Raw genomic sequence first — 26456 nt, 5'->3', positions numbered from 1 at the left:
GAAATACTATCGTATAAGAACAGAGTTATCGGAGTGTGAAATGCGTGAATATCATCAGAAGAGGCGACATTTATTATGCGGATCTGCGCCCGGTGGTGGGATCCGAGCAGGGCGGTGTGCGGCCGGTGCTGGTTATCCAGAATGACTGCGGCAACCGGCATAGCCCTACCATTATCATTGCGGCCATCACGTCCAAAATGAACAAGGCGAAGCTCCCAACGCACATCGAACTGTCCTCCGGGCGGTATCCGATGATGAAGGATTCGGTGGTTCTTCTGGAGCAGCTTCGCACCATTGACAAAAAGCGGCTCAGGGACAGAGTCTGTCATCTGGAATATGAAATGATGCAGTCGGTGGACGAAGCCCTGCGGGTCAGTCTGGATCTGCATACATAGCCGGAAAACTTGACGAAACCGCCGCAGAATGGTATATTTTCAATAACGAACCTGCGGCGGTATTTTTGAAATTGTGGGATAAAAGGAGCAGAACAGATGGATGAGGGTGGAAGTCATCCCGGATTTTTCCAGAATCTGAAAAGTTTATTCGGAAAAGGCAATTCGGACAAGATGACGGAGGAAGAAATCATTTCCATGGTGAATGAAGGACATGAGAAGGGCCTTCTGGAAGCCAATGAGACAGAACTGATACATAATATTTTCGAATACGGGGACAAGGAAGCCGGGGACATCATGACCCACCGCAAAAATATTGTGGCGGTGGACGGCACCATGAAGCTGAAGGATGCCCTGAACTATATGCTGGATCAGAACTATTCCCGTTTTCCGGTATACGAGGAAAACATTGACAATATCATCGGCTTCCTGCATTTCAAGGATGCGGTGAAAGCCAACCGCGATCCGAAGGAGCAGGAGAAGATGATCCGGGAGTTGCCGAACATTTTGCGGCCGGCCCGGTTTATTCCCGAGACGCGCAACATCAGCGATCTGCTGCGCACCATGCAGAAGCAGAAGCTGCATTTTGTCATCGTGGTGGACGAGTACGGGCAGACGGCCGGTCTGGTCACCATGGAGGATATCATTGAGGAGATCGTGGGAAATATCCAGGATGAGTACGACATGGAGGAAGAGGACATTGTGGAGCTGCCGGATCATTCCTTCATCATCCGCGGGGTGACGCCGCTGGAAGATGTGGAGGAGGCGCTGGGCGTATCCTTCGGCGAGGACGAGATCGAGACGCTGAACGGATTCCTTATTTCCATTCTGGACCGGATCCCGGCGGACGATGAGCACATCGTCATCAACCATTCCGGGTATCGTTTTGCGGTGCAGAGCATCCAGAACAAAGTGATCCAGAAAGTGCATGTGTCCAAACTGCCGGAAAGTACAGAAACAGAATAAATTTCTTGAAAATATGTACAGGCAGTGTTATAATTGATTGCAGTTTTTGCACGTCTGTTGTTGATACACGGCGTGCATCGGAAAAGAACCTTACGAAAAGAAAAAATAGAAAAAGGAGTGTTATTTTATGTCAGGACATTCGAAGTTCGCCAACATAAAGCATAAAAAAGAGAAAAACGACGCAGCCAAGGGGAAGATCTTTACCATCATCGGAAGAGAAATTGCCGTAGCTGTCAAAGAGGGCGGCCCGGATCCGGCCAACAACTACAAGCTGCAGGCAGTCATCGCCAAGGCAAAGGCAGCCAACATGCCCAACGATACCATCGACCGGGGCATTAAGCGTGCAGCAGGCGATTCCGGTTCCGTCAACTATGAGTATGTCACATACGAGGGCTACGGTCCCAGCGGTACAGCCATCATCGTAGACGCACTGACAGACAACAAGAACCGTACTGCAGCCAACGTCCGCAGCGCTTTCACCAAGGGCAAGGGAAATGTCGGCACACAGGGATGTGTATCCTTCATGTTTGACAAGAAGGGACAGATCATCGTGGATAAGGAAGAATGCGACATGGATGCTGACGAACTCATGATGACCGCACTGGATGCAGGTGCTGAGGACTTCAGCGAGGAAGAGGACAGCTTTGAGATCCTTACAGATCCCGATGCATTTGAGGATGTCCGCAAGGCGCTGGAGGAGGCAGGCATCCCCATGGCAAATGCAGAGGTAACCATGATCCCGCAGACCTATGTGGAGCTGACCTCAGAGGAAGATGTCCGCAATATCCAGAGAACCCTGGATCTTCTGGAGGATGACGATGACGTGCAGGCTGTATACCATAACTGGGATGCGCCGGAAGAGGAAGACGAAGAATAATCTCAGATATATGAAAATGCAGAACCTCTCCTGTATATGGAAAATCCATAGCAGGGGAGGTTTTTATGGTTGCGGGGATACCGTTGGGAATGTATAATGAAACTATAACAGGATGATCAAATAATTCGGACGAGAGGAGGTTTTGCGATGCGTTATGAGATCAAAGGGGATACCCTTCCGGTGGTGATCTGCCATCTGGAGGACGGAGAGCAGATGATCACGGAAGGCGGTGCTATGTCCTGGATGTCACCGAACATGCAGATGGCGACCACGACCAACGGCGGACTGGGCAAGGCGTTCGGACGCATGTTTTCCGGGGAAAAAATGTTCCAGAATGTTTATACGGCAAAGGGAAGTGGTATGATCGCTTTTACTTCCTGTTTCCCGGGCTCCATCAGGGCGTTTGAGATCGGGCCGGGCCGGGAGATGGTGTTCCAGAAGCACGCGTTTCTTGCCAGTGAGAGCGGTATTTCACTGTCTGTCTTTTTCCAGAAAAAGCTGGGCGCCGGTCTGTTTGGCGGCGAGGGCTTTATCATGCAGAAGGTGGAAGGAAACGGCATTGTGTTTGCGGAGTTCGACGGCCATGTGGTGGAGTATGAGCTGCAGCCGGGTCAGAAGATCATCGTGGATACGGGCTACATTGCAGCCATGAGCGCCACCTGTTCCATGGATATCCAGGCGGTGCCGGGCATGAAAAATATGCTGTTCGGCGGCGAGGGTATTTTCAACACGGTGGTGACCGGGCCGGGACACATCTGGCTGCAGACCATGCCCATCTCCAACGTGGCGGGCGCCCTGCGGCCCTATATTCCCACGGGGAATTCATGATTACAGTTCACTCGAAAGGAGCGCCTTTTGATGAGCAAAAATGAGCTGCAGAGCAGCGGAGAGTATCGAAGATGCGGTTTTGCGAATGGCGCGCGTGAACTGTAATATTTGAAAATGTTGTTTCCTTGAACAATAAAGGACAGTATGCTATACTGTCCTTTATAAGCATCACGAGAAAACGTATTGGGAGGTACAGCAATGGGATTTAAAGAGGGAATGTGCCCGAAATGCCATGAACTTCTGCAGGTGCCGGAGGACCGGGAGCGGATCCTGTGTATGTTCTGCGGACAGGAGATCGAGACGGCGGAAGCTGTCCGGGCGCTGGCGGAGCACAACCGGATCGTAGCAGAGAGCGTCCCCTGTATGGATATTTACGGAGAGGTGAAGGAAGACTTCCTCTCCATGCTGGAGAAGATAGAAGACCCGATGAAGGGATTTAAGAAACAGACCTACGAGACCACGTTCCAGGACTATTATAACCGGAACCGCTATATTTTTGAGGCGCTGGAGAAGGCCTACTGTGTGGCAGAGGACAAGGAGGCGTTTCTTGCACAGGCGGCGGCTGATTTTGTCGGCAGAGCGCAGGAGGGCATGAGCACCATCACGAAGAAGAGCCAGCGGGCGGATCAGCAGCTGAAAAATAATATGGCCATGGTGGTTTATATCCTGCCGGCCATTGCAGCGTATAAGGGTTCCAGCAGCCAGGCGCTGCCGGAGCAGATGGTGGCCCTGTGGAATGAGACCTTTGAAAACACGAACATCAAGACGTCCACCTTCGAGCTGATCAATGCCGGATTTAAGCGTCGTTTCTGCTATATCACCACGGCAGTATGCGAGTCTCTGGGCAAGCCGGACGACTGCTATGAGTTGAATCTGCTGCGGGATTACCGGGACGGTTATCTGATGGAGCGCCCGGAGGGAGAAGCGCTGGTGCAGGAGTACTATGACATCGCGCCCACCATTGTGAAGCGGATCGGCCGCCGGTCAGATGCCGGTACGATTTATCAGGGCATCTATGACCAGTACCTGAAGCCCTGTATCCGTCTGATCGAAGAAGGGGATCAGGCTGCCTGTCAGCAGGTTTACACTGATATGGTACAGACGCTGAAGGAGACGTATTTCCTGACAGAACGGGTAAAAAGTCACCGGGAACGTCAGGCTTCCTGATGAGGAAGCATTTGCACAACAGAACATGAAATCTTTCGGAACCTGCGGCGGGCGGCGCATGTAGCTGCCTGAAGCGGGTTCCTTTTGCCTGAAAAATCAGAGGAGGACTATGGTCAGAGAATTTTATTTGCATAACGGGCTGCATGTGGTATATGAGCCCATGGAGCAGGTGCGGACGGTGTCGTTCGGCGTCTGGGTACAGGTGGGCTCCGCCTATGAGACGAAGGAAAATAACGGCATTTCCCATGTGATCGAGCATATGCTGTTCAAGGGAACGGATATCCGTACCGCCGGGGACATTGCCGATGAGACGGCAGCGCTGGGCGGCAATCTGAACGCCTATACCGGAAAGGAATACACTGCCTATTATCTGAAAACGCTGGACGATCAGCTGGAGCCGTCCATGGATCTCATCAGCGATATGCTGAAAGCGTCTGCTTTCCGGGAGGAGCAGCTGGCTACGGAAAAACAGGTGGTCATTGACGAGATCAGCATGTACAACGATTCCTGCGAGGATATGGTGCATGAGAAGCTGCAGAAAAAGGTATGGAAAAATCACCCGCTGGGCTATATCATTTCCGGGAAAAAACGGACGGTGCGGGCATTTACCCGGCAGGAGATCATGGATTTCTGGCGGACGTACTATACTGCGGGCCGGATGCTGATCTGCGCGGCAGGCCATATCGATGAGGCTGGTTTTCAGGATCAGCTGGAGCGGTATTTCGGGGATATCCCGTCCGGACGGCAGGGCAATGAACTGACGGTGCCGGTGTACGGCGTGAAACATTTCCGTCGGTTCCGGGAGATCGAACAGGTGCATCTGGATATCGCCATGCCGGGACTGACGGTGGATGCCCCGGAGCGGTACGCCTTTTCCCTGGCCAACAGCATTCTGGGCGGAAGCGTCAGCTCCCGGCTGTTTCAGAAGATCCGGGAGGAAGAGGGCCGGGCCTACAGCATTTATTCCTATGGCAGCAATTTCTGCAAGGCAGGCTTATGGCAGATCTATGCGGCCACCAATGCAGGGCAGCTGGATCTGGCCATGGAGGATACCTTTTCTCTGATCCGGCAGATGAAAAAGGAGGGCGTCACCCCTGCAGAGCTTACCCAGGCAAAGCGGGAGCTGCGGGCGGAGGTGATCCTGGGCAACGAAAGCCCCCAGGCCCGGATGGACAATCTGGCAAAATCGGTGCTTTGCTACGGGCGGGTGATCTCCCCGGAGGAGACGCTGGCAGGCCTTACACGGGTGACCGAGGCGGATATTTCTGCTTTTATGGAGCAGTGGGCCGATGTGGAACAGGCATCGGTGTGCATTATGGGCAATTACGAGGGCTGAGGGACTGATTTTTGCATATTTTTCCGGCGTTTTCCATACCATTTATCAATGGCAGGGAGAGGAAAATGCCCTTTGGAAAAGAAAAAAGGCCTGTATGCCGTGCTGGTGGTGCTGGTGTTCCTGGCGCTGTCCGGAAAAACCATGTATGACAGGGTATCATCCCCGGCGGAGACTTTCCGGGAAGGAAGCGGGGAACCCCGGCAGGAGCTGACACTGTACGCCCGGTCTGCGGTTCTGATGGATGCAGACACCGGGCGTATTCTTTATGATAAGGATGGGGAGACGCCCATGCCTATGGCCAGTACCACGAAGATCATGACGCTGATCACGGCGCTGGAGTTGGCACAGGAAGGGGAGATCGCCGAGGCTTCCGCCTATGCGGCGGGACAGTCCAAGGTGCGGCTGGGCATGCAGGCGGGAGAGCAGTTTTATCTTTCTGATCTCTATTATTCCCTGATGCTGGAATCCCACAACGACACGGCGGTGTGCATTGCGGAGACCATCGGGAGACGGTTACTGAAAGAAGGAGAGCGCGGGCAGGTATCGGATGAGCAGGAATCAAATGCGCCAAAGACCGGGAACCAGGCGCATTCAATAGATAGTAAAACCGCCGTGCACGCCTTTGTGTCCAAAATGAATGAAAAGGCCGCCACGCTGGGCCTGTCCCACACGTATTTCGTCACGCCCAACGGGCTGGACGGGGAGGAAGAACTGGCGGATGGCACGAAGAAGGCCCACAGCACCACAGCGGCGGAGCTGGCGGCGATCCTGCGGTACTGCATCATAGAATCTCCCAAACGGGAGGAATTTCTTGCCATTACCCGGACTGCCTCCTATACGTTTTCGGATGTGGCGGGAAAACGAAGCTTTTCCTGTACGAACCACAATCAGTTTCTGCACATGATGGAAGGCGCCCTTACCGGGAAAACGGGATTTACAGCAAAGGCGGGCTACTGCTATGTGGGAGCGCTGCAGCGGGAGAAGCGGACATTCATCGTGGCGCTTCTGGCCTGCGGCTGGCCTAACAACAAAACGTATAAATGGGCGGATACGAGAACGCTCATGCAGTACGGGCTGGATCATTATACATACCGGGATGTGTACGAGAAAAACTGGCAGCCGGAGCCGGTTGCGGTGACCGGCGGAGCGCCTGCAGATGGCATGTGGGTGCGGCCGCAGACGGTGCCGACAGAGCTTCTGGTGCCGGCGGAGGAACAGACACTGCCGGTGCTGCTCGGGCCGGAGGAATCAGTGAAAGTGGTCTATGAGGGAAAACGGCAGATAGCCGCACCGGTAAAAAAGGGCACAGAGGTGGGAAGACTGCGCTATGTGCTGGGCGATCTGGTGCTGGCAGAATATCCGGTGTACACCGCCAACAGCGTCGAAGTCTGTGACTTTTCCTGGTGTTTTACCCGGGTGCTGGGAAAATATCTGCTCGTTTACAGCCGGGGCGGATCTATGCTATAATGGCTGGAAGAATGAAATGGGAAATGAGAGGTTTATGCCGATATGTCGAACACAAATGAATTACTGAACCGCATCAATAGCAGCTATGCGAAGCTGAGCAAGGGGCAGAAGCGGCTGTCGGCTTACATTACCGATAACTATGACAAAGCGGCCTTCTGGACGGCAGAAAAGCTGGGAGAAGAGGTGGGCGTCAGCGAGTCCACCGTGGTCCGCTTTGCCATCCGGCTGGGCTACAAGGGCTACCCGGAGTTTCAGAAAGCACTGGGAGAGCTGGTGCGCACGAAGCTGAACACCGCCCAGCGGGTGGAGGCGGCCTGCGGGCGGATGCCGGAGAGCCAGGTGCTGTCCAGCGTGCTCCGGGAGGATATGGAGAAGATCCAGACGACACTGGATACCATCGATGAGACGGCCTTTGAGGCGGCGGTGGATACGATCCTGCATGCCAGACGGGTGTATGTTATCGGTATCCGGAGCTGTGAGCCGCTGGCGGCGTTTCTGACCTTCTATTTGAACCTGGTCATCGACGATGTGCGGTGCATCCGCACCAACAGCGCCAGTGAGATTTTTGAACAGATGCTGCGGATCAACCAGGAGGATGTGCTCATCGGCATCAGCTTTCCCCGGTATTCTATGCGGACGCTGAAAGCACTGGAATATGCCAACGACCGGAATGCCAAGGTCATCACCATCACCGACAGCATCCATTCCCCCATGAACCTGTATTCCTCCTGCAATCTCATTGCAGCCAGTGACACGGCGTCCATCGCAGATTCCCTGGTGGCCCCGTTGAGCGTTATCCATGCGCTGATCGCGGCACTGTGCATGAAACGGCAGGCAGCGGTGGTGGGCACATTGGAGGATCTGGAGAAGATCTGGGACGAGTATCAGGTGTATACCAATGACGAGATCGATCCGCTGGATGACAGCATCCGGTTCGGATTTCGAAAGGATTGACCGGGAAACGGCCGGAAAGGATAAAGAAGCATGGGAAAAGCAATCATCATCGGCGGCGGCGCGGCGGGGATGTACGCGGCCATTGCGGCGGCGGACAACGGCTGTGAGGTGCACCTGTATGAGAAAAATGAAAAACTGGGCAAGAAGCTTTTTATCACGGGAAAAGGGCGGTGCAATCTGACCAACGCCTGCGATGTGGAGACGCTGCTGCGCAATCAGTGCCGGAATGAGAAATTTCTGTACAGTGCCTTTCGCGCCTGCACCAGCCAGGATGTGATGGCCTTTTTTGAGGAAGAAGGACTGACCATCAAGACTGAGCGGGGCAACCGGGTGTTTCCGGCATCCGACCATTCCTCGGATGTGATCCGGACGCTGGAGAAGGCCATGCGCCGCAGAGGCGTGCGCGTCCATCTGCACACGGAGGTGAAGGACATCCTCACAGATGAAAACGGCGTCACCGGTGTGCGGCTCATGGGTGGCCATGAAGAGCATGCAGATTATGTGGCGGTGGCGGCGGGCGGCAGTTCTTACGCGTCCACCGGCTCCGACGGCAGCGGCATCCGTCTGGCGAGGGCATGCGGCGTGGATGTGACGGAGGTTTTTCCGGCGCTGGTGCCGCTGGAGACAGAGGAGGACTGGCCAAAAGAGCTGATGGGCCTGTCTCTTCGAAATGTATCCCTGCAGGCCGTGCAGAACGGCAAAGTGCTCTATGAGGAGTTAGGAGAAATGCTCTTCACCCATTTCGGTGTCAGCGGGCCTCTGGTGTTGAGCGCCAGCAGTTATGTGACCGATCGCCTGGGAAAAGAACTGGTCACTCTCACCGTGGATCTGAAACCGGCGCTGTCGGAGAAGACGCTGGACGCCCGGATTCTGCGGGATTTTGATGCCGGAAAGAATAAACAGTTTAAAAATGTGCTGGGCCATTTGCTGCCGGCAAAAATGATCCCGGTGATGATCCGCCTGTCCGGCATTGATCCGGACAAGCCGGTGAACCTGGTGACAAAGCAGGAGCGGGAAGTGCTGGTGCATCTGTTCAAGCATCTGCCCATGACGGTAAAAAGCCCCAGAGGGTTTGCGGAAGCCATCATCACCAAGGGCGGCGTCTCTGTGAAGGAGATCCGGCCGGGCAATATGGAATGCAAGAAGATTCCGGGACTTTACTTTATCGGGGAAGTGCTGGATCTGGATGCCCTGACCGGCGGCTTTAACCTGCAGGTGGCCTGGGCCACCGGTGCAGCGGCGGGACGGAGCATGTATTAAGACAAATAAGGAGAGTGGAACCAGATGGGATTTAACATCGCCATTGACGGACCGGCGGGAGCCGGAAAAAGCACGATAGCAAAGAAGGTTTCGGGAGAATTATCCTATATATATGTGGACACGGGCGCCATGTACCGCGCCATGGCCTTGTATGTGGCGCAGCAGGGCATCGACCCGAAGGATCAGGAGGCACTGAGCCGGGAATGTGTCCATGCGGACATCACCATTGCCTATGAGAATGGCGAGCAGGTTGTTTTGCTGGACGGAAAAAATGTGAACGACCGGATCCGGACAGAAGCGGTGAGCAGCATGGCTTCCGTCACTTCCGTGAACCCGGATGTGCGAAAGAAGCTGATGGTGCTGCAGCAGAAGCTGGCCCGAGAAAAGGATGTGGTCATGGATGGCCGGGACATCGGCACCTGCGTGCTGCCGGATGCCAACCTGAAGATCTATCTCACCGCCAGTGTGGAGACGAGAGCCAGACGCCGGTTCCTGGAATATGAGGAAAAAGGAATTCCGGCCGTACTGGAAGAGATCGAGGAAGAGATCCGCATCCGGGATGACCGGGATATGCACCGGGATACCGCGCCCCTGGTGCAGGCGAAGGACGCCGTGTTCATCGATTCCTCCCATATGACCATTGAAGAGGTGACGGAGGAGATCATCCGTCTGGCAAAGGAGCGGGGCGCATGAAGACCATCCGGGTGGCAAAGACCGCCGGGTTCTGCTTCGGTGTGGAACGGGCGGTAAACAAAGTATATGAACAGGCGGCCAGGGGCGTCGGGCCCATCTATACGTTCGGACCCATCATCCACAACGAAGAGGTGGTGAAGGATCTGGAGGCCAGAGGCGTGCAGGTGCTGGAAGATGAGGAGGCACTTTCCCGGGTAAAGGAAGGGACGGTCATCATCCGTTCCCACGGGGTGGGCAGGGACGTGTACCGGCAGCTGGAAGCGCAGGGACTGACGTGCGTGGATGCCACCTGTCCCTATGTGCTGAAAATTCACAAAATTGTGGAGAAGGAGAGCGCGGCCGGCCGGCGGATCATCATCATCGGCAACGCAAAACACCCGGAAGTAGAGGGAATCCGGGGGCACAGCCTCACGCCGGTGACCATCATCGAATCGGTACAGGAGGCCCGGGATTTCACCGCGGATATAGATTCCAAATTCTGTATTGTTTCCCAAACGACATTTAACTACAATAAATTTAAAGAATTAGTTGAAATTATTTCGAAAAAGCGTTATGATGTAATTGTTTTAAATACGATTTGCCGAGCGACGGAAGAACGCCAGACGGAGGCAAAAGCCATTGCGGCCGTGTCGGATGCCATGATCGTCATCGGAGGAAGCCACAGCTCGAATACGCAGAAACTATTTGAAATATGTAAAAAGGAATGCACCAATACTTACTATATACAAACACTTGTTGACTTGGATCTAAACCAATTACAGTCCATCGATAATGTAGGTATTACCGCAGGGGCATCCACCCCAAAGAAAATAATTGAGGAGGTTCAAAAAGGAATGTCAGAAGTTAGTTTTGAACAAATGCTGGAGGAATCATTAAAAACAATACGTACAGGAGAGGTAGTCGAAGGCACGGTTATCGGTGTGAAAGAAGATGAGATCATCTTAAATATTGGTTACAAGTCAGACGGTATCATTACCCGCAGCGAGTATACGAACGATTCCAGTGCTGATCTTACCAAGCTTGTTTCCGTTGGCGACACGATGGAAGCAAAAGTCCTGAAGGTAAACGACGGCGAGGGACAGGTTGCGCTGACCTACAAGCGTCTGGCAGCCGAGAAGGGCAGCAAGCGTCTGGAAGAAGCGTTTGAGAATAAAGAAGTGCTGACAGCCAAGGTTGCACAGGTACTGGACGGCGGCTTAAGCGTGATCATTGATGAGTCCCGGATCTTCATCCCGGCAAGCCTCGTATCCGACACATACGAGAAGAACCTGGAGAAGTACGCAGGACAGGAGATTGAGTTCGTAATCACAGAGTTCAATCCGAAGAGAAGAAGAATTATCGGCGACCGCAAGCAGCTGCTTGTTGCCAAGAAGGCAGAGCTGCAGAAGGAACTGTTTGAGCGCATCCATGCAGGCGATGTGGTTGAGGGAACTGTCAAGAACGTGACAGACTTCGGCGCATTCATCGACCTGGGTGGTGCTGATGGACTGCTCCACATCTCCGAGATGTCCTGGGGCAGAGTTGAAAATCCGAAGAAGATCTTCAAGGTTGGCGAGCAGGTAACTGTTCTCATCAAGGATATCCATGATGACAAGATCGCCCTGAGCTTGAAGTTCCCGGAGACCAATCCTTGGTTACACGCTGCTGAGAAGTATGCAGTAGGCAACGTGGTAGAGGGAAGAGTTGCACGTATGACAGACTTCGGCGCATTCGTAGAGCTGGAGCCCGGCGTAGACGCACTGCTTCATGTTTCCCAGATCTCCAGAGAGCATGTGGAGAAGCCGTCTGATGTTCTGAAGGCAGGCGAGGTGATCACAGCCAAGGTTGTAGATCTGAACGAGGCTGACAGAAAGATCAGCCTGAGCATGAAGGCTCTTGAGAACGCACAGGAAGACAGAGACGAAGAGTAATCGAATACGCAATGTTCAGTATGGGTTATGCTGACACGATGAATGATAAGCAATAGAAAGTGGTTATCCACTTTCTATTGTTTTGAGTTGTCTAATGAGAGAATTCAAGGCAGAATTCCTATGCACCAGGAAAGTCTGCTTGAAATATATTTTGGAGAGAAAGAGGGTATAAGTTTATGGCGTTATTGACATTCAAAGGCGGTGTCCACCCCTATGACGGTAAAGACTTATCCAAGGATAAACCCATCCTTGAAGTTCAGCCGAAGGGCAATCTGGTATATCCGCTGTCACAGCACATCGGCGCTCCGGCGAAACCAATCGTAGCCGTGGGCGACAGAGTACTGGTGAATCAGAAGATCGCCGAGGCCGGCGGATTTGTATCTGCGCCGGTGTATGCATCTGTTTCCGGTACCGTAAAGGCAATCGAGCCCAAGCTGGTAAGCACCGGATCTATGGTGAACTCCATCATCGTTGAGAATGATGGACAATATGAGGAGGCTGAAGGCCTTCCTGTGAAACCGCTGGAAGAGATGACAAGAGAGGAGAAGATCAACATTATCAAAGAAGCTGGTATTGTTGGTATGGGCGGTGCCGGATTCCCGACACATGTAAAGCTGTCTCCGAAGGAACCCGAGAAGATCGAGTATGTCATCGTCAATGCAGCTGAGTGTGAGCCTTACATCACAGCAGACTACAGAAGAATGCTGGAGAACGGCGACAAGCTGGTGGCAGGACTGAAGATTTCCTTAAGCCTGTTCCCGAATGCAAAGGGAATCATCGGCATTGAGGACAACAAGATGGATTGCGTGAAGCATCTGCAGGAGCTCACCAAAGACGAGCCCAACATCGAGGTGCTGGCACTGAAGACCAAGTACCCGCAGGGTGCTGAGCGTCAGCTGATCTATGCGACCACCGGACGCGCCATCAATTCCAAGATGCTCCCCGCTGATGCAGGATGTATCGTGGACAACGTAGAGACTGTTATTTCCATTTACCGTGCAGTGGCAGAGGGCAAGCCTCTGACTTCCCGTGTTGTGACCATCACCGGTCAGGCAATCACGGATCCGAAGAACTTCCTTGCACCGATCGGCATGAACTTCAACGAGCTGATCGAAGCTGCCGGCGGATACAAGAGCGAGCCTGAGAAGCTGATCTCCGGCGGACCGATGATGGGATTTGCTATGTACAGCACAGACTGTCCTGTAACAAAGACCTCTTCCGCACTGCTTGCTTTCACGGAGGATGAAGTATCCAGATATGCGGAGACCGCATGTATCAACTGCGGACGCTGTGTCAGTGTCTGCCCGTCCCGTATTGTTCCCTCCAGACTTGCGGATTATTCACAGAATGGAGTACCGGAGCTGTTTGAGAAATGGGAAGGCCTGGAATGTATCGAGTGCGGAAGCTGCAGCTTCGTATGTCCTGCTAAGCGCCCGCTGGCACAGGCAATCCGTTCCATGAAGAAAACAGTCATCGCAAGCAAGAGAAAATAAAGAATCTAGAGAAAGAGGTGTAAAGCTGTGAGTGGATTATTGAATGTATCATCCTCACCACACGTTCGTTCCAAAGATACGACAGAAAAGATCATGCGGTATGTTTTCATTGCCCTGATGCCTGCGAGTATTTTTGGTATTTATAATTTTGGAATCAACGCGTTAATCGTTATTGCTGTTACAGTGGCTGCCAGTGTACTGACAGAGTACCTGTACGAGAAAGCAATGCACAAGCCGAATACGATCAGCGACTGGTCAGCTGCCGTAACCGGTCTTCTGCTTGCACTGAACCTTCCCTGTCCTTATGGAACAGAGAATGTGATCCGTATGTGCCTGCTCGGCATCCTCGGCAGTGTTTTCGCTATCATCATTGTAAAACAGCTGTTTGGCGGACTTGGACAGAACTTCATGAACCCGGCTCTGGGTGCAAGATGCTTCCTGCTCATTTCCTTCACCGGAAGAATGACTTCCTTCACCTATGATGGAATCACCGGTGCTACACCGCTGGCTCTTCTGAAAGCAGGAGAGAGCGTGAACGTTCTTGACATGGTCATTGGTCGGATCCCCGGAACCATCGGTGAGACTTCCGTGATCGCCATCGTGATCGGTGCGATTTTCCTGATCTGGATGGATGTCATTGATCTTCGGATCCCCGGTACATATATTGTTACCTTCGCTATTTTTGCACTGCTGTTCGGCGGACACGGATTTGATCTCAACTACGTGTGTGCAGAGCTGGCAGGCGGCGGACTGATGCTCGGTGCATTCTTTATGGCTACCGACTATGTGACAAGCCCCATTACCAAGAAGGGACAGATCGTTTACGGTATCATCCTCGGATGTCTGACCGGCCTGTTCCGTATCTTCGGCGGTTCCGCAGAGGGTGTTTCCTATGCGATCATCTTCTCCAACCTTCTTGTTCCGCTGATCGAGAGACTGACCATTCCGAAAGCATTCGGTAAAGGAGGCGAGAAATAATGAAGAAGAATACGATTGCGAAAGATACTGTACGTATTACCCTTATTACTCTCGTTGCCGGTTTCGCATTAGGTCTCGTCAACGAGATCACCAAAGAGCCTATTGCCCAGCAGGAAGCGAAAGCAAAAGCTGAGGCCTGCAAGGCTGTATTTGCCGATGCGGATGATTTCGCAGCCATCGAGGATCTGTCCGGTGCAGCTGATGCACTGGAGAGCGCAGGTCTGACTGGCAAGGCAGATGTCAATGAGGCATATGAGGCAAAGAAGGGCGGAGAGACAGTGGGTTATGTCATCACTGTTACCGACCATGAAGGATACGGCGGAGACATTCAGTTCTCTGTTGGTGTATCCACAGACGACACTCTGACAGGTATTTCTATCCTTTCCATCGGTGAGACAGCAGGTCTTGGTATGAAAGCCAAGAATGCAGACTTCCAGGAGCAGTTCGTTGGCCTTCCGGCTACCGGCAATCTGGAGTACACAAAGACCGGTGAAGAGGGCAAGATCGATGCCCTGAGTGGTGCAACCGTTACGACCAACGCCATGACAAATGGTACAAATGCGGCAATCGCATTTTATAACAGTATGAAATAGGGGGTTGGGAAGTATGAATAAGTATATTGAACGTGTTTATAATGGTATCATCAAAGAGAACCCCACCTTTGTGATCATGCTTGGTATGTGTCCGACACTGGCTGTTACGACATCTGCCATCAACGGCGTAGGTATGGGCCTGACCACAACAGTGGTATTGATTTTATGTAATATGCTGATTGCAGCACTGCGTAACTTCATTCCGGATAAAGTACGTATCCCGGGATTTATCGTAGTTATCGCATCTTTCGTAACACTGACACAGCTTTTGCTGTCCGCATTCCTTCCGGCTCTGAACGACGCACTGGGCTTATATATCCCGCTGATCGTTGTAAACTGTATTATCATGGGCCGTGCAGAGGCATATGCCTGCAAGAATCCGGTTATGCTGTCCATGTTTGACGGCATCGGCATGGGACTTGGATTTACCGTTGCTCTGACCATCATCGGCGCTATCCGTGAGCTGATCGGTGCAGGCCAGCTGTTCGGCATCCAGGTACTTCCTGAATCTGTATATGAGCCGATCACCATCTTCATCCTGGCTCCGGGAGCATTCCTTGTACTGGCATTCCTTGTGGCTGCTCAGAACAAGATCAATCTCAATAATGCAAAGAAAGCAAAGGCTGCTAAGGAAGCCGCTGCGAAAGCAGAGTAGGAGGGTGCTGACAAATGGGAAGTTTATTAATTATCGCTATTGGATCTGCGCTTGTAAGTAACGTTGTTTTGAGCCAGTTCCTCGGAATTTGTCCCTTCCTTGGTGTATCCAAGAAGGTAGACACCGCAATGGGTATGGGCGCTGCCGTTATCTTTGTTATTACCCTTGCTTCCGCTATTACAATTATTGTTTATGATTTTATTATGGTTCCGCTTGGTGTTGAGTATCTGCAGACGATCGTATTTATCCTTGTCATTGCCGCACTCGTACAGTTCGTGGAAATGTTCCTTAAAAAATCTATGCCGTCTCTGTACAATGCACTCGGTGTATACCTTCCGCTGATCACAACAAACTGTGCAGTGCTTGGTGTTGCTCTGACCAACGTACAGAAGAGCTACAATATTCTTGAGAGTATTGTAAACGGTTTTGCAACTGCGCTTGGTTTTGCAATTGCAATCACAATCATGGCAGGTATCCGTGAGAAAATGGAATTCAATGATTTCCCGCCGGCATTCAAGGGCTCTCCGATTGTTGTTGTTACCGCAGCTCTTATGTCTATCGCTTTCTTCGGATTTTCCGGCATCATTTAAGGGGGAACGAACAAGATGAATGTAACCGCAATTATCATTGCTACCGCTGTTATCGCAGGGGTTGGCTTATTTATCGGTATATTCCTCGGAATCGCCGGTGTAAAATTTGAAGTAGAAGTAGATGAGCGTGCAGTTGCGATCCGTGAGGAACTGCCCGGTGCAAACTGTGGTGGTTGTGGATTTGCAGGCTGTGATGCTCTGGCAGAAGCAATTGCTGCCGGAACCGCTCCGGTAAGTGCCTGCCCGGTGTGCAGCTCTGATGTACACAACAAGATCGCTTCTATCATGGGCGTTTCCGCAGGTGAAGGCGTAAGACAGGTTGCTTTCGTTAAATGCGCAGGTACCTGTGAGAAAGCAAAAGAAAAATACAAATATACAGGCGTACAGGATTGTTCTATGGCTGCAGCACTTCCGGGTGCAGGCTCCAAAGGATGTTCCTACGGATGTATGGGCTATGGTTCCTGTGTGGCTGCCTGCCCGTTTGATGCCATTCATGTAGTAGATGGTATCGCTGTTGTAGACAGAGAAGCTTGTAAGGCCTGTGGCAAGTGCGTAGCTGCCTGCCCGAAACACCTGATCGAGCTCATCCCTGAGCCTGCTGAGTGCCGTGTAGAGTGCAGCTCTCAGGATAAGGGTAAGGACGTTATGGCAGTCTGCACTGTCGGCTGTATCGGCTGCGGCATTTGTGCAAAGCAGTGCCCGAAACAGGCGATCACTGTAGAAAACAATATCGCCCATATCGATTACGAGAAATGTATCAGCTGTGGTATCTGTGCGGCCAAGTGTCCGAAGGGTATCATAACCATGAATGCTAAGGCACACAAGATCAAAGAGATTGATGCCAAGAAAAAAGCAGAAGCTGCTGCAAAGGCAAAAGAAGCTGCCGCTGCAAAGGCTGCTGCCGCTCAGGCCGCTGCTGCAGAGCAGAAGCCGGAGGCTTAAGCTTCTCAGAAATTTACTGAGAACAGAAGAAGTATGAGGAAGAGAGTACGGATTACAGAAGTGTAGTCTGTGCTCTCTTTTTGTGGTTAAGTTCACTCGAATATTCATGCAGACACGAAATCTGGCTACATGGAGGATGACTGAATTGTTACTAATAGGATGACTGGACGTTGTTGACAGATTTATTAAGAATCGTTTAAAATACTTGAAAAAAGGCAGGTACTGTTGTATCCTTGCGAGTAAGAAAAGAATGGGAGACAGGATTATGAAAAAGAGAAAGAAGAAAGCGATACGGATTCTTGCAGTGCTTTTCCTGGGAGGCATTCTTATTTGTGCGGGGATTTTCGGAATTGGTTTCGTAAAAGCATCTGCTATTGTGAAAGAAAGCGGCAGGACGATTTTTTCAGAGAAAGAGAATTCTTATATATACGGGGATGATGGTCAGGTGCTGGCCAAACTGAACACAGGGGAGGATCGGGTATATCTGGAGTATGATCAGATCCCGGAGGCGGTGGTGCAGGCCTTTGTGGCGGTAGAGGACCGGCGGTTCTATGCCCATCCGGGCGTGGATGTGATGGGCATTTTAAGAAGTATGGTTGTATATGTGAGATCCGGCGGCAGTACCATCCAGGGCGGCAGTACCATCACCCAGCAGCTGGCACGGACTGTCTTCTTAAGCAACGAAGTGACGATTGAGCGAAAGGTGAAGGAGATTTTCCTGGCGATGGCACTGGAAGCCCGGTATTCCAAGGAGGATATCCTGGAATTTTACATCAACAATGTATATTTTGCCAACGGTAATTACGGTATTGAGGCTGCAGCCCAGAGCTATTTTGGCAGATCCAGTGCCCAGCTGGACGTGGCAGAGGTGGCGCTTCTGTGCGCAATTCCCAATTCTCCCACCTGGTATGATCCCCGGGCACACCTGGATCACACGCTCATGCGGCGGGATAAGATCCTGAAAAACATGCAGGAGCAGGGCTATATCACCACCCAGGAGCTGGATGTGGCACAGGCGGAGACACCGGTGATCCTGGAAAAGAAGAGCGAGTGGAAGAACGATCCCTCCAGCTATGCCCTGGACTGTGCGGTGCGGTATCTGATGAAAGACAGCGGTTTTACCTTTGTCTGGTATTTTTCCAGTGATGAGGAATACAGGGATTACAAGGCGGCTTATGAGCAGGCCTATGAAAAAGAAAAAGAACGGATTTACCGGGGAAAATTCAAAATCTATACATCGCTGAACAGCGGGATACAGAATCTTTTGCAGGAACAGACGGACAATACGCTGACAAAATTCACGGACGTAGGGGATGACGGTGTATATGTGCTGCAATCTGCAGGAACAGTCATTGACAATGCAACAGGAAAAGTGGTGGCTGTGGTGGGTGGAAGAAGCCAGACGCTCAGTGAGAGCCACACGCTGAACCGGGCTTATCAGAGTTTCCGACAGCCCGGAAGCAGTATCAAACCATTGCTGGTATACGGACCGGCGCTGGAAAAGGGTTACAGCGCATCTTCTGTGCTGCAGAACATATCCGTAGAGGAACTGAAAAAGAATCCGTCCGGGGAACTGACCGGATCTCCCATGCAGCTGGATGTGGCCTTATACAAATCGGAAAACGGACCGGCCTGCTGGCTGTTAAAGCAGATTGGCGTGTCCAACGGTCTTTCTTATCTGGAGAAAATGCATTTTTCCAGACTGATGTATTCTGATCAGAATATCGTATCTGCACTGGGAGGATTTACCTATGGCACCAACGTTATTGAGATGGCAGGCGCTTACCGGAGTTTTGCCGCAGGAGGCTCCCATGTGGATCCAACCTGTATTACTTCTGTGATTTATGATGGCAAAGAGCTGTGGACAGAAGAAAAGGAGACAGAGGTGTATACGGCAAAAGCTTCCCAGGAGATGATCCGACTGCTGGAAGGTGTGGTACAGTCCGGTACGGCCCGCAGACTGGGGCAGAATTCCCAGGTGCCGAGAGCCGGCAAAACGGGAACAACAAACGATAACAAGGATGGATGGTTTTGCTGCATGATCCCGGATTATACGGTCAGTGTCTGGGTTGGCTGTGACAATCCACAGCGGGTGCCCGGATTGTCCGGAGGCAGCTATCCGCTGACCATCGTCAAGGGGGTTATCGAACAGCTGGATGATGCCCCGAAGGTCACGAATTTTGCCGCCTTCCAGAAAACCATTGCAGAGGAAGACCTGACATTTTCCAAAGAAGTGGGCGCCTATGATTCCTATCTGCCGGGCAGAGACGATGCGGAGGAATTAAGCCCCGGATATACGGTAGCCAATTACCGACAGGATCATATGCTGGCAGACCAGATCGACGTGCTGCTGAATCAGGCCATGGAAGAGACCGATGCGTCGAAGAAGAGCGATCTCATCACTCAGGCAGAAGCACTGAAAGGGCAGATCTTTGGCCGGACAGTGAGCGGAGAGGTGGAGACGAAGATCGCCTATGTAAAGGGACAACAGTAGGAAAAAATAAATAAGATAGAGCGGTGATTAAAAAAGAGAGGTTTCGTGTAATGAGCACGGTTCCTCTCTTATCAGTATCATTTTTTATTGTACGATTTTCAAAGCATCTTCGTTACTGTAGTGCAGCTCATAATCGTCGGTGATAAAGATGGCCTCCACGCCGTCGATGCTGCGGATCAGTTCCAGCCCTTTGTCCAGTCCCAGGGCGAAGCAGGTGGTGGAGAGGCCGTCTCCGTCCACGGAAGCCTTGGAAATGATGGTGACGCCCAGCAGGTTATTTTCGTAAGGATATCCGGTGGCGGGATTCAGGATGTGGTGATACAGCTTGTCATCCACCCGGAAATACCGCTCATAGATGCCGGAGGATACGATGGAGCAGTCCCGGACTTCCAGGGCAGTGATGGGACCCCGTTCTTCCCGGAAAGGATTCTGGATACCGATGGTATAAGCGGAGCCGTCGGGCTTTTCCCCGATGGTCAGCACGTTTCCACCCAGGTTGATGATGCCGGAGGTGACACCCTGACCGGTCAGATATTCCTTGAATTTGTCTGCGATGAACCCCTTGGCGATGCCACCCAGATCAATCCCGGCATCGGGATCGGTGAGCCATACCTGGTTGCCGTCGATCTGCACCTGATGATAGTCCACATGGGAGACGGCCTCTTCCAGGACGGCGCTGTCCGGGACGGCAGGATTTTCTGCTTTGAAATCCCACAGGCTGCTGACCGGTGCGATGGTGATGTCAAAGGCGCCACCGGAAAGCTCACTGTAGTACAGTCCTTTTTCGATGAGCTCCAGCGTCTCGTCCGATACGGTCACCGGCTGCCCTTTCGCCTGGTTGATCTGGCTGACTTCACTGGTGTCGATGGTGCGGCTCAGGAGATTCTCATATTTTTTCCCGAGAGAAAAGCAGTCCTCCAGATGCTGCTCCTGATCGTCCCCGTACAGGGTGATGGTGACAACGGTATCAAACAGGATATCTGTGCGGGAAACCGGGTCCTGAGATACCGTTTTGGAACTTTGCCCGGAACAGCCGGTGAGCAGTGTCGGCAGGAGAACAGAGAAAGACAGAAAAAGCGCCGCAGCGGCGTTTCTTTTTTTTATATATGTGCATGGCGGTCATACGCTCCCTTCTTATTCTTAGGAGAGTATAATATATTTTCAGGGAGTGTGCAAGCGGGAGAAAAAAAAACGAACATGTGGTTGCCTTGCATTTTCGGTTGTGTTATGATAAGGAAGTTGAGAGCAAAAGTCAGTTTTTGGTGTTGACAGAAAACACCGCACTGATCGATATATCATACAAGGAGCAGACTATGAGGAAAAATGACTGGATACTGGCCGGGGGTGTGCTGGTGATCGCCCTTGCCTTTTATCTGATCAACAGTTTTGTCATCCATTCTTCCGGCGCCAGCGTGACGGTGACGGTGGATGGAGACGTATATGGCACGTATTCCCTGGCGGAGGCACATGAGATCGACATCAACGGAACGAATCACCTGTCTATCCATGACGGAGAGGCGGATATGACGGATGCAGACTGCCCGGACAAGCTTTGTGTCCACCAGCGGGCGATTTCCAGAGACCGGGAGACCATCGTCTGCCTGCCCAACCGCGTGGTGGTGGAAGTGACAGGGGCAGAGGAGCCTGCCTTTGACTCTATCGCAAAGTAGTTTGAAGTGGTGGCTGCTGACTTAGAAAGATAAAAAGTACAGAGGGAGGATACTCCGCATGAAGAAATATCATCCGGCCTATTTTGGCGTTTATCTGGCGCTGGCCCTGATCTTAAGTTATGTGGAATCGCTGATTCCGTTTTATTTTGGTATCCCCGGGGTGAAGCTGGGACTGACGAATCTGGTCATTGTCCTGGTGCTTTATCAGCTGGGATTTGGCCCTGCCATGGTGCTGTCCTGTGCCAGAGTATTTCTGGCGGGATTTCTGTTCGGCAACCTGTACAGCATTTTGTACAGCCTGGCCGGTGGCGTGTTGAGCCTGCTGGTGATGGCGCTGGTGAAGAAGACCGGGAAACTGAGCATTGCCGGGGTGAGCATCTGCGGCGGCATTTTCCACAATGTGGGGCAGATCCTGGTAGCTATGGTGGTGGTGGAGAATATGAGCATTGCCTATTACATGCCGGTTCTTCTTATTTCCGGTGTTATTACCGGCTGCCTCATCGGCATTGCCGCCGGGGAGGTAAAGCGCCGTCTGCTAGGCATGAATGCCGGACGGCAGGAAGATTGATGGAGAAAGATCAGGGAAGATCGGGCAGATACGGCTGCGCAGGGATGCATTCCGGAAAGAAAGCGGACAGGAGTGGCTGATAGGAGAGGATGAAAATATGATCTCATATTTATATGGAGAGGTGGCAGAGACGGGAGAGAATCTGCTGATCCTGGATGTGAATGGCATTGGCTACGAAATAAATACCACGGCGGCGGCCTGCGAACTGCTGGGGGCACAGCCGGGGAAGGTGAAACTGCACACATACATGCAGGTGAGAGAGGACGGGATCTCCCTTTTCGGGTTTCCCACCCGGGATGAGCTGGCGGTGTTCAAGCTGGTCATCGGCGTCAGCGGCATCGGCCCCAAGGGGGCGCTGGCGTTGCTTTCTGCGCTTTCGGCGGACGAACTGCGGTTTGCCGTGGCTTCCGGGGATGCCAAGGCTATCTGCCGGGCACCGGGCATCGGCACCAGAACCGCACAGCGCATCATTCTGGAATTGAAGGACAAGCTGTCCCTGCCGGATTTCTTCTCCGAGGGAGAGCCGCTGACAGGAGGCGGTGTGCCGACAGAAGCAGGAGGCGCCACAGCGAAAAACGAGGCCATCCAGGCACTGGTGGCACTGGGATATTCCAACGCGGACGCGGTGCTGGCAGTGAAGAAGGCCGGGGATACTACCGGGCTGGATACCGAAGGCATTTTAAAGCTTGCCTTAAAACAGATGGCGCTGTTCTAATATTTATGGTTTGGGAAAAGAGGATATATGGCACGAAGAATTATCACAACAGAGGCGATCACAGAAGAGCTCCCGATGGAGAATCATCTGCGGCCGCAGCTTTTGAAGGATTATATCGGACAGGAAAAGGCGCGGACAAATCTGCGCATTTATATTGATGCGGCCAAGGCCAGAGGAGAGGCGCTGGATCACGTGCTGTTCTACGGCCCGCCGGGACTGGGCAAAACGACGCTGGCAGGCATCATCGCCAATGAGATGGGCGTGAACATGAAGATCACCTCTGGCCCGGCCATCGAAAAGCCGGGGGAGATGGCAGCCATCCTGAATAACCTCCAGGAGGGGGATGTGCTGTTTGTGGATGAGATCCACCGGCTGAACCGGCAGGTGGAGGAGGTGCTCTATCCGGCCATGGAGGATTTTGCCATCGACATCATGATCGGCAAAGGGGCTTCCGCCCGGTCTGTCCGTCTGGATCTGCCGAAATTTACGCTGGTGGGCGCCACCACCCGGGCGGGCATGCTGACTGCGCCGCTGCGGGATCGTTTCGGCGTCATTCACCGGCTGGAATTTTATACCACCGAAGAGTTGAAAACCATCATTCTGCGTTCTGCCCAGGTGCTGCAGGTGCCCATTGAGGAAAATGGCGCCTATGAGCTGGCGAGACGTTCCCGGGGAACGCCGCGTCTGGCCAACCGCCTGTTAAAGCGGGTGCGGGATTTTGCCCAGATCAAGTATGACGGCGTCATCACCGAAGAGGTGGCAAAGTTTGCCCTGGATCTTTTGGAGGTGGACAAATATGGTCTGGATCACATCGACCGGAACATTTTGCTGACGCTCATTGAGAAGTTTGCAGGCGGCCCGGCCGGGCTGGATACGCTGGCGGCGGCCATCGGGGAGGATGCGGGAACGCTGGAAGAGGTGTATGAACCGTACCTCATCAAGAACGGCTACCTGAACCGCACGCCCAGAGGCCGGGCAGTGACGGCGCTGGCCTATCAGCGTCTCGGACTTCCGGCGCCGGAGCAGGCCTGACGGCTCAGACAGCGGTAATTATAAATTTGTGATTGTTTTTCCTGTAAATTCGTTTATAATAGAACTAACATACAAGAAGAATACGGAGTGTCTTTTATGATATCAAAGAACATTGCTGAGGTACTGATCGGCGGAAAGATTGTCAAATTAAGCGGATATGAGAGTGCGGAATATCTCCAGAAGATCGCCTCTTACATAAATGGGAAGATCAATGAATTCAATGAGCTGGATGGCTTCAAGCGGCAGTCACTGGATTACCGCAATCTGCTCATCGAGCTGAACATTGCCGATGATTATTTCAAGGCAAAGAAGCAGGCCGATACGCTCATGAAGGAGTATGAGGGCAAGGATAAGGAGATCTATGACCTGAAACACGATCTGGTGGCTTCCCGGTTGAAATACGAGGAGACGGAGAAGAAGAACCGGAATCTGAAGCAGGAGATCGACAGTCTGCAGAAGAAGCTGGTGCGGCTGGAGACAGAGCTTGCCAGTGCCAATGCGGCCGGCGGTGCGGGCGTACCGAAGAAATAACCTGTGAAATAACCGGTAAAAAGGGCCTGAGGGCCTTTTTTCGTTACATAAAACATTTGGGAGGATGACCATGAGGAAAGGACAACCGGAGCTTCTGGCACCGGCAGGCTCCTATGAAGGGGTGAAGGCCGCCGCTGCCGCAGGGGCGGATGCCGTCTACACCGGCGGAACGAAGTTCAGTGCCCGGGCATTTGCCAGGAACCTTTCGGAAGAGCAGCTGCTGCAGGCGATAGACGAACTGCATCTGCAGGGGAAAAAGCTGTATCTGACGCTGAATACCCTGCTGAAAAATCAGGAGATGGACGCGGTTGCGGATTATATCGGTCCCCTGTATGAGCAGGGCCTGGATGGCGTGATCATTCAGGATCTGGGGGTGCTGGAATATCTGCGCAGGACTTTCCCGGGACTGGCGCTGCATGCCAGCACGCAGATGACCATTACCGGCCTTTCCGGGATCCGTTTTCTGGAGCAGATGGGTGTGAAACGGACGGTGCTGGCAAGAGAACTGTCCGTCCGGGAGATTGCAGAGATCTGTCACCATACCGATATGGAGATCGAGTGCTTCGTCCACGGGGCGCTCTGTTACTGTTATTCCGGGCAGTGCCTCATGAGCAGCCTGCTGGGCGGCAGAAGCGGCAACCGGGGACGCTGTGCCCAGCCCTGCCGTCTGCCGTATCAGGTGACGGATGGCAGCAAGCGTCTGAACAAAAAGGATGCGCCCTATGTGTTAAGTCCCAGGGATATCTGTCTGCTGCCGCTGCTGCCGGAGCTCATCGACGCAGGGGTAACCTCTTTTAAGATTGAGGGGCGCATGAAGCGGGCAGAATATACAGCAGGGGTCGTGCATATTTATCGGAAATACATGGATCTCTATGGGAAAGCGGGCCGCGCCGGTTACCGGGTGGATCCGAAAGATATGGAACTTCTGGAAAAATTATATACGAGAAGCGGATTCTCCGAAGGCTATGCGCATCAGCATAACGGCGCAGCCATGATCACTGCTTCCAAACCGGATTATGCCCCGGCAGATGAAGCACTTTTTGAAAAGTTCCGGGCGCTGTATGAGGGGAAAACCGTGCAGCTGCCGGTGAGCGGACATGCCGTGGTGCGAAAAGGCCAGCCGGTGACGCTGGAGGTGCGGTGCCGGGAGGTGGGTGCCCGGGGAGAGGGCGCGGTGGTACAGCAGGCCATGAAACAGCCTTTATCGGAAGAAAAGGTTAGAAGCCAGCTGACGAAGACCGGCGGAACTACATTTGCTTTTGCGGAGCTGACGCTGGATATGGAGCCGGATGTGTTCCTGCCTGTGCAGGAGTTAAATGCCCTGCGAAGAACTGCCCTGGAGCAGCTGGAGACAAAGCTGCTGGCCGGATGGCGGCGGGTGCGGCCTGCCGGTCACATGGAAGCGGCAAACAGAATGGCCGGTGTCGATCGGTCATCCATATGTGTGAAACGGAGCGATAAACGACAGGCAAATGAGACAGATGGTTGCTGGGTTCCGGTGCTTACCGCTTCTGTGGAGACAGCAGCGCAGCTGCAGGCAGTGCTGGAAACACCGGACATTGCCGACGTGTATCTGTCCAGCCGGTTATTTTTCCCGACAGAGGCAAAGCGGGGACAGCACCCGGAAACCGCTCTTTTCCAGATGTACGGCGAACAGGTGCACCGGGCCGGAAAACAGTGCTTTTACACGATGCCGGAGATTTTCCGTGAGGAGATGGTTTCCCAGTACGCGCAACTGATTCCTACGCTTCGGGAGGCCGGATTTGACGGCGTTCTCGTTCACGGCATGGATGAGCTGGAATGGTGCAGGGAAGGCGGCTGTCAGGGAGAACTCCGGTCGGATGCGTCTGCCTATGTTATGAATCGGGAAGCAAATGCAGTGATGCAGCGCTATGTGTCACGGACAACCCTTTCTGTGGAGGCCAACGAGAAGGAGCTGCGCCACACGGATGCGTCGGCCAGCGAGATGATCGTTTACGGCTATCTGCCGCTGATGGTGTCGGCCCAGTGTGTGAACCAGACGCTGCGCCGCTGCAGCCAGAAGGAAGAGACGCGGATGCTGGTGGATCGTTACCAGAAGCAGTTCCCGGTGAAAAAGGACTGTTCCGTCTGTATGAACATCATTTACAACAGCACGCCGCTGGTGCTTCTGGACTTGGTGCCCGCCATTGAAAAGATCGCACCGAAAAGCATCCGTCTGGCGTTCAGCCAGGAAAATGCGAAAGAAACAAGACAGGTGCTGCAGGCATGTACGGATGCGTTTCTGAAAGGAAAGACCGTGGATCCCGGAACGCTCTGTAGAGAATATACAAGAGGACATTTTCGCCGCGGCGTGGATTAGGACA

The 26456-nt window shown here is 52.8% G+C and carries 24 protein-coding genes and 1 pseudogene; 24 read left to right on the top strand and 1 reads right to left on the bottom strand.

Annotated elements, in window-relative coordinates; translation table 11 throughout:
* Positions 1–44: 44 nt before the first annotated feature.
* From RJD28_10120 to RJD28_10035, 18 genes and pseudogenes are all read left to right on the top strand, one after another.
* The gene (locus RJD28_10120; protein ID WNV56698.1) at positions 45–395 is read left to right on the top strand and encodes a type II toxin-antitoxin system PemK/MazF family toxin; all 351 of its coding nucleotides are present in this window, start codon (positions 45–47) and stop codon (positions 393–395) included.
* 96 nt (positions 396–491) lie between these two features.
* Positions 492–1358, top strand: a complete 867-nt coding sequence (locus tag RJD28_10115; protein WNV56697.1) for a hemolysin family protein — start codon at positions 492–494, stop codon at positions 1356–1358.
* 127 nt (positions 1359–1485) lie between these two features.
* Positions 1486–2235: a YebC/PmpR family DNA-binding transcriptional regulator gene (locus RJD28_10110; GenBank protein WNV56696.1), complete on the top strand. Its 750-nt coding sequence runs from the start codon at positions 1486–1488 to the stop codon at positions 2233–2235.
* Between the two features lie 147 nt (positions 2236–2382).
* Positions 2383–3063 (top strand): TIGR00266 family protein, encoded by a 681-nt coding sequence (locus RJD28_10105; GenBank protein ID WNV56695.1) that lies wholly within the window; start codon positions 2383–2385, stop codon positions 3061–3063.
* A gap of 198 nt (positions 3064–3261) precedes the next feature.
* Positions 3262–4230, top strand: a complete 969-nt coding sequence (locus RJD28_10100) for a CFI-box-CTERM domain-containing protein (GenBank protein WNV56694.1) — start codon at positions 3262–3264, stop codon at positions 4228–4230.
* Between the two features lie 109 nt (positions 4231–4339).
* On the top strand, positions 4340–5566 hold the full coding sequence (locus RJD28_10095; protein WNV56693.1) for a pitrilysin family protein: 1227 nt from the start codon (positions 4340–4342) through the stop codon (positions 5564–5566).
* Positions 5567–5707: 141 nt separating this feature from the next.
* Positions 5708–7033, top strand: a complete 1326-nt coding sequence (locus tag RJD28_10090) for a D-alanyl-D-alanine carboxypeptidase family protein (protein WNV59601.1) — start codon at positions 5708–5710, stop codon at positions 7031–7033.
* Positions 7034–7075: 42 nt separating this feature from the next.
* Complete coding sequence (locus tag RJD28_10085; protein WNV56692.1) at positions 7076–7987, top strand: MurR/RpiR family transcriptional regulator; 912 nt, start codon at positions 7076–7078, stop codon at positions 7985–7987.
* A 30-nt stretch (positions 7988–8017) separates the two neighbouring features.
* Positions 8018–9247 (top strand): NAD(P)/FAD-dependent oxidoreductase, encoded by a 1230-nt coding sequence (locus tag RJD28_10080; GenBank protein WNV56691.1) that lies wholly within the window; start codon positions 8018–8020, stop codon positions 9245–9247.
* A gap of 24 nt (positions 9248–9271) precedes the next feature.
* The gene (cmk, locus tag RJD28_10075) at positions 9272–9940 is read left to right on the top strand and encodes a (d)CMP kinase (GenBank protein WNV56690.1); all 669 of its coding nucleotides are present in this window, start codon (positions 9272–9274) and stop codon (positions 9938–9940) included.
* Entirely contained in the window at positions 9937–11850 is a 1914-nt protein-coding gene (locus RJD28_10070) for a bifunctional 4-hydroxy-3-methylbut-2-enyl diphosphate reductase/30S ribosomal protein S1 (protein ID WNV56689.1), read from the top strand. The genes cmk and RJD28_10070 overlap by 4 nt, the downstream gene beginning before the upstream one ends.
* A gap of 176 nt (positions 11851–12026) precedes the next feature.
* The gene (rsxC, locus tag RJD28_10065) at positions 12027–13343 is read left to right on the top strand and encodes an electron transport complex subunit RsxC (protein WNV56688.1); all 1317 of its coding nucleotides are present in this window, start codon (positions 12027–12029) and stop codon (positions 13341–13343) included.
* Positions 13344–13370: 27 nt separating this feature from the next.
* Positions 13371–14321: an RnfABCDGE type electron transport complex subunit D gene (locus tag RJD28_10060; GenBank protein ID WNV56687.1), complete on the top strand. Its 951-nt coding sequence runs from the start codon at positions 13371–13373 to the stop codon at positions 14319–14321.
* Entirely contained in the window at positions 14321–14914 is a 594-nt protein-coding gene (locus RJD28_10055; protein ID WNV56686.1) for an RnfABCDGE type electron transport complex subunit G, read from the top strand. The genes RJD28_10060 and RJD28_10055 overlap by 1 nt, the downstream gene beginning before the upstream one ends.
* A gap of 13 nt (positions 14915–14927) precedes the next feature.
* Positions 14928–15569 carry an electron transport complex subunit E gene (locus RJD28_10050; protein WNV56685.1) on the top strand — a complete coding sequence of 214 codons (642 nt, stop codon included), beginning with the start codon at positions 14928–14930 and terminating at the stop codon, positions 15567–15569.
* Between the two features lie 14 nt (positions 15570–15583).
* A complete protein-coding gene (gene rsxA, locus RJD28_10045) occupies positions 15584–16159 on the top strand; it encodes an electron transport complex subunit RsxA (GenBank protein WNV56684.1) in 576 nt (191 codons plus the stop codon).
* Positions 16160–16174: 15 nt separating this feature from the next.
* A pseudogene (locus tag RJD28_10040) lies at positions 16175–16960 on the top strand (RnfABCDGE type electron transport complex subunit B).
* Between the two features lie 406 nt (positions 16961–17366).
* On the top strand, positions 17367–19595 hold the full coding sequence (locus tag RJD28_10035; GenBank protein ID WNV56683.1) for a transglycosylase domain-containing protein: 2229 nt from the start codon (positions 17367–17369) through the stop codon (positions 19593–19595).
* A gap of 84 nt (positions 19596–19679) precedes the next feature.
* On the opposite strand, the gene RJD28_10030 is transcribed toward RJD28_10035, so the two are convergent.
* The gene (locus RJD28_10030; GenBank protein ID WNV59600.1) at positions 19680–20516 is read right to left on the bottom strand and encodes an FAD:protein FMN transferase; all 837 of its coding nucleotides are present in this window, start codon (positions 20514–20516) and stop codon (positions 19680–19682) included.
* A gap of 392 nt (positions 20517–20908) precedes the next feature.
* Here RJD28_10030 and RJD28_10025 point away from each other — a divergent pair, with 392 nt between their 5' ends.
* The 6 genes from RJD28_10025 to RJD28_10000 all read left to right on the top strand — a co-directional run bounded on the left by RJD28_10025 (position 20909) and on the right by RJD28_10000 (position 26452).
* Entirely contained in the window at positions 20909–21265 is a 357-nt protein-coding gene (locus RJD28_10025; GenBank protein ID WNV56682.1) for a NusG domain II-containing protein, read from the top strand.
* Between the two features lie 58 nt (positions 21266–21323).
* On the top strand, positions 21324–21833 hold the full coding sequence (locus RJD28_10020) for a Gx transporter family protein (protein WNV56681.1): 510 nt from the start codon (positions 21324–21326) through the stop codon (positions 21831–21833).
* 97 nt (positions 21834–21930) lie between these two features.
* Entirely contained in the window at positions 21931–22548 is a 618-nt protein-coding gene (gene ruvA, locus RJD28_10015; GenBank protein WNV56680.1) for a Holliday junction branch migration protein RuvA, read from the top strand.
* 27 nt (positions 22549–22575) lie between these two features.
* Positions 22576–23580, top strand: coding sequence for a Holliday junction branch migration DNA helicase RuvB (gene ruvB, locus RJD28_10010; protein WNV56679.1), 1005 nt, complete (start codon positions 22576–22578; stop codon positions 23578–23580).
* A 96-nt stretch (positions 23581–23676) separates the two neighbouring features.
* A complete protein-coding gene (gene zapA, locus RJD28_10005) occupies positions 23677–24111 on the top strand; it encodes a cell division protein ZapA (GenBank protein ID WNV56678.1) in 435 nt (144 codons plus the stop codon).
* A gap of 70 nt (positions 24112–24181) precedes the next feature.
* Positions 24182–26452 (top strand): DUF3656 domain-containing protein, encoded by a 2271-nt coding sequence (locus RJD28_10000; GenBank protein WNV56677.1) that lies wholly within the window; start codon positions 24182–24184, stop codon positions 26450–26452.
* Positions 26453–26456: the final 4 nt, after the last annotated feature.

This window comes from Oscillospiraceae bacterium NTUH-002-81 (assembly GCA_032620915.1).
Classification (GTDB): Bacteria; Bacillota; Clostridia; order Lachnospirales; family Lachnospiraceae; genus JAGTTR01.
Note: the sequence above shows the minus strand (reverse complement) of the source record. Positions and strands in the feature narration are given on the sequence as shown.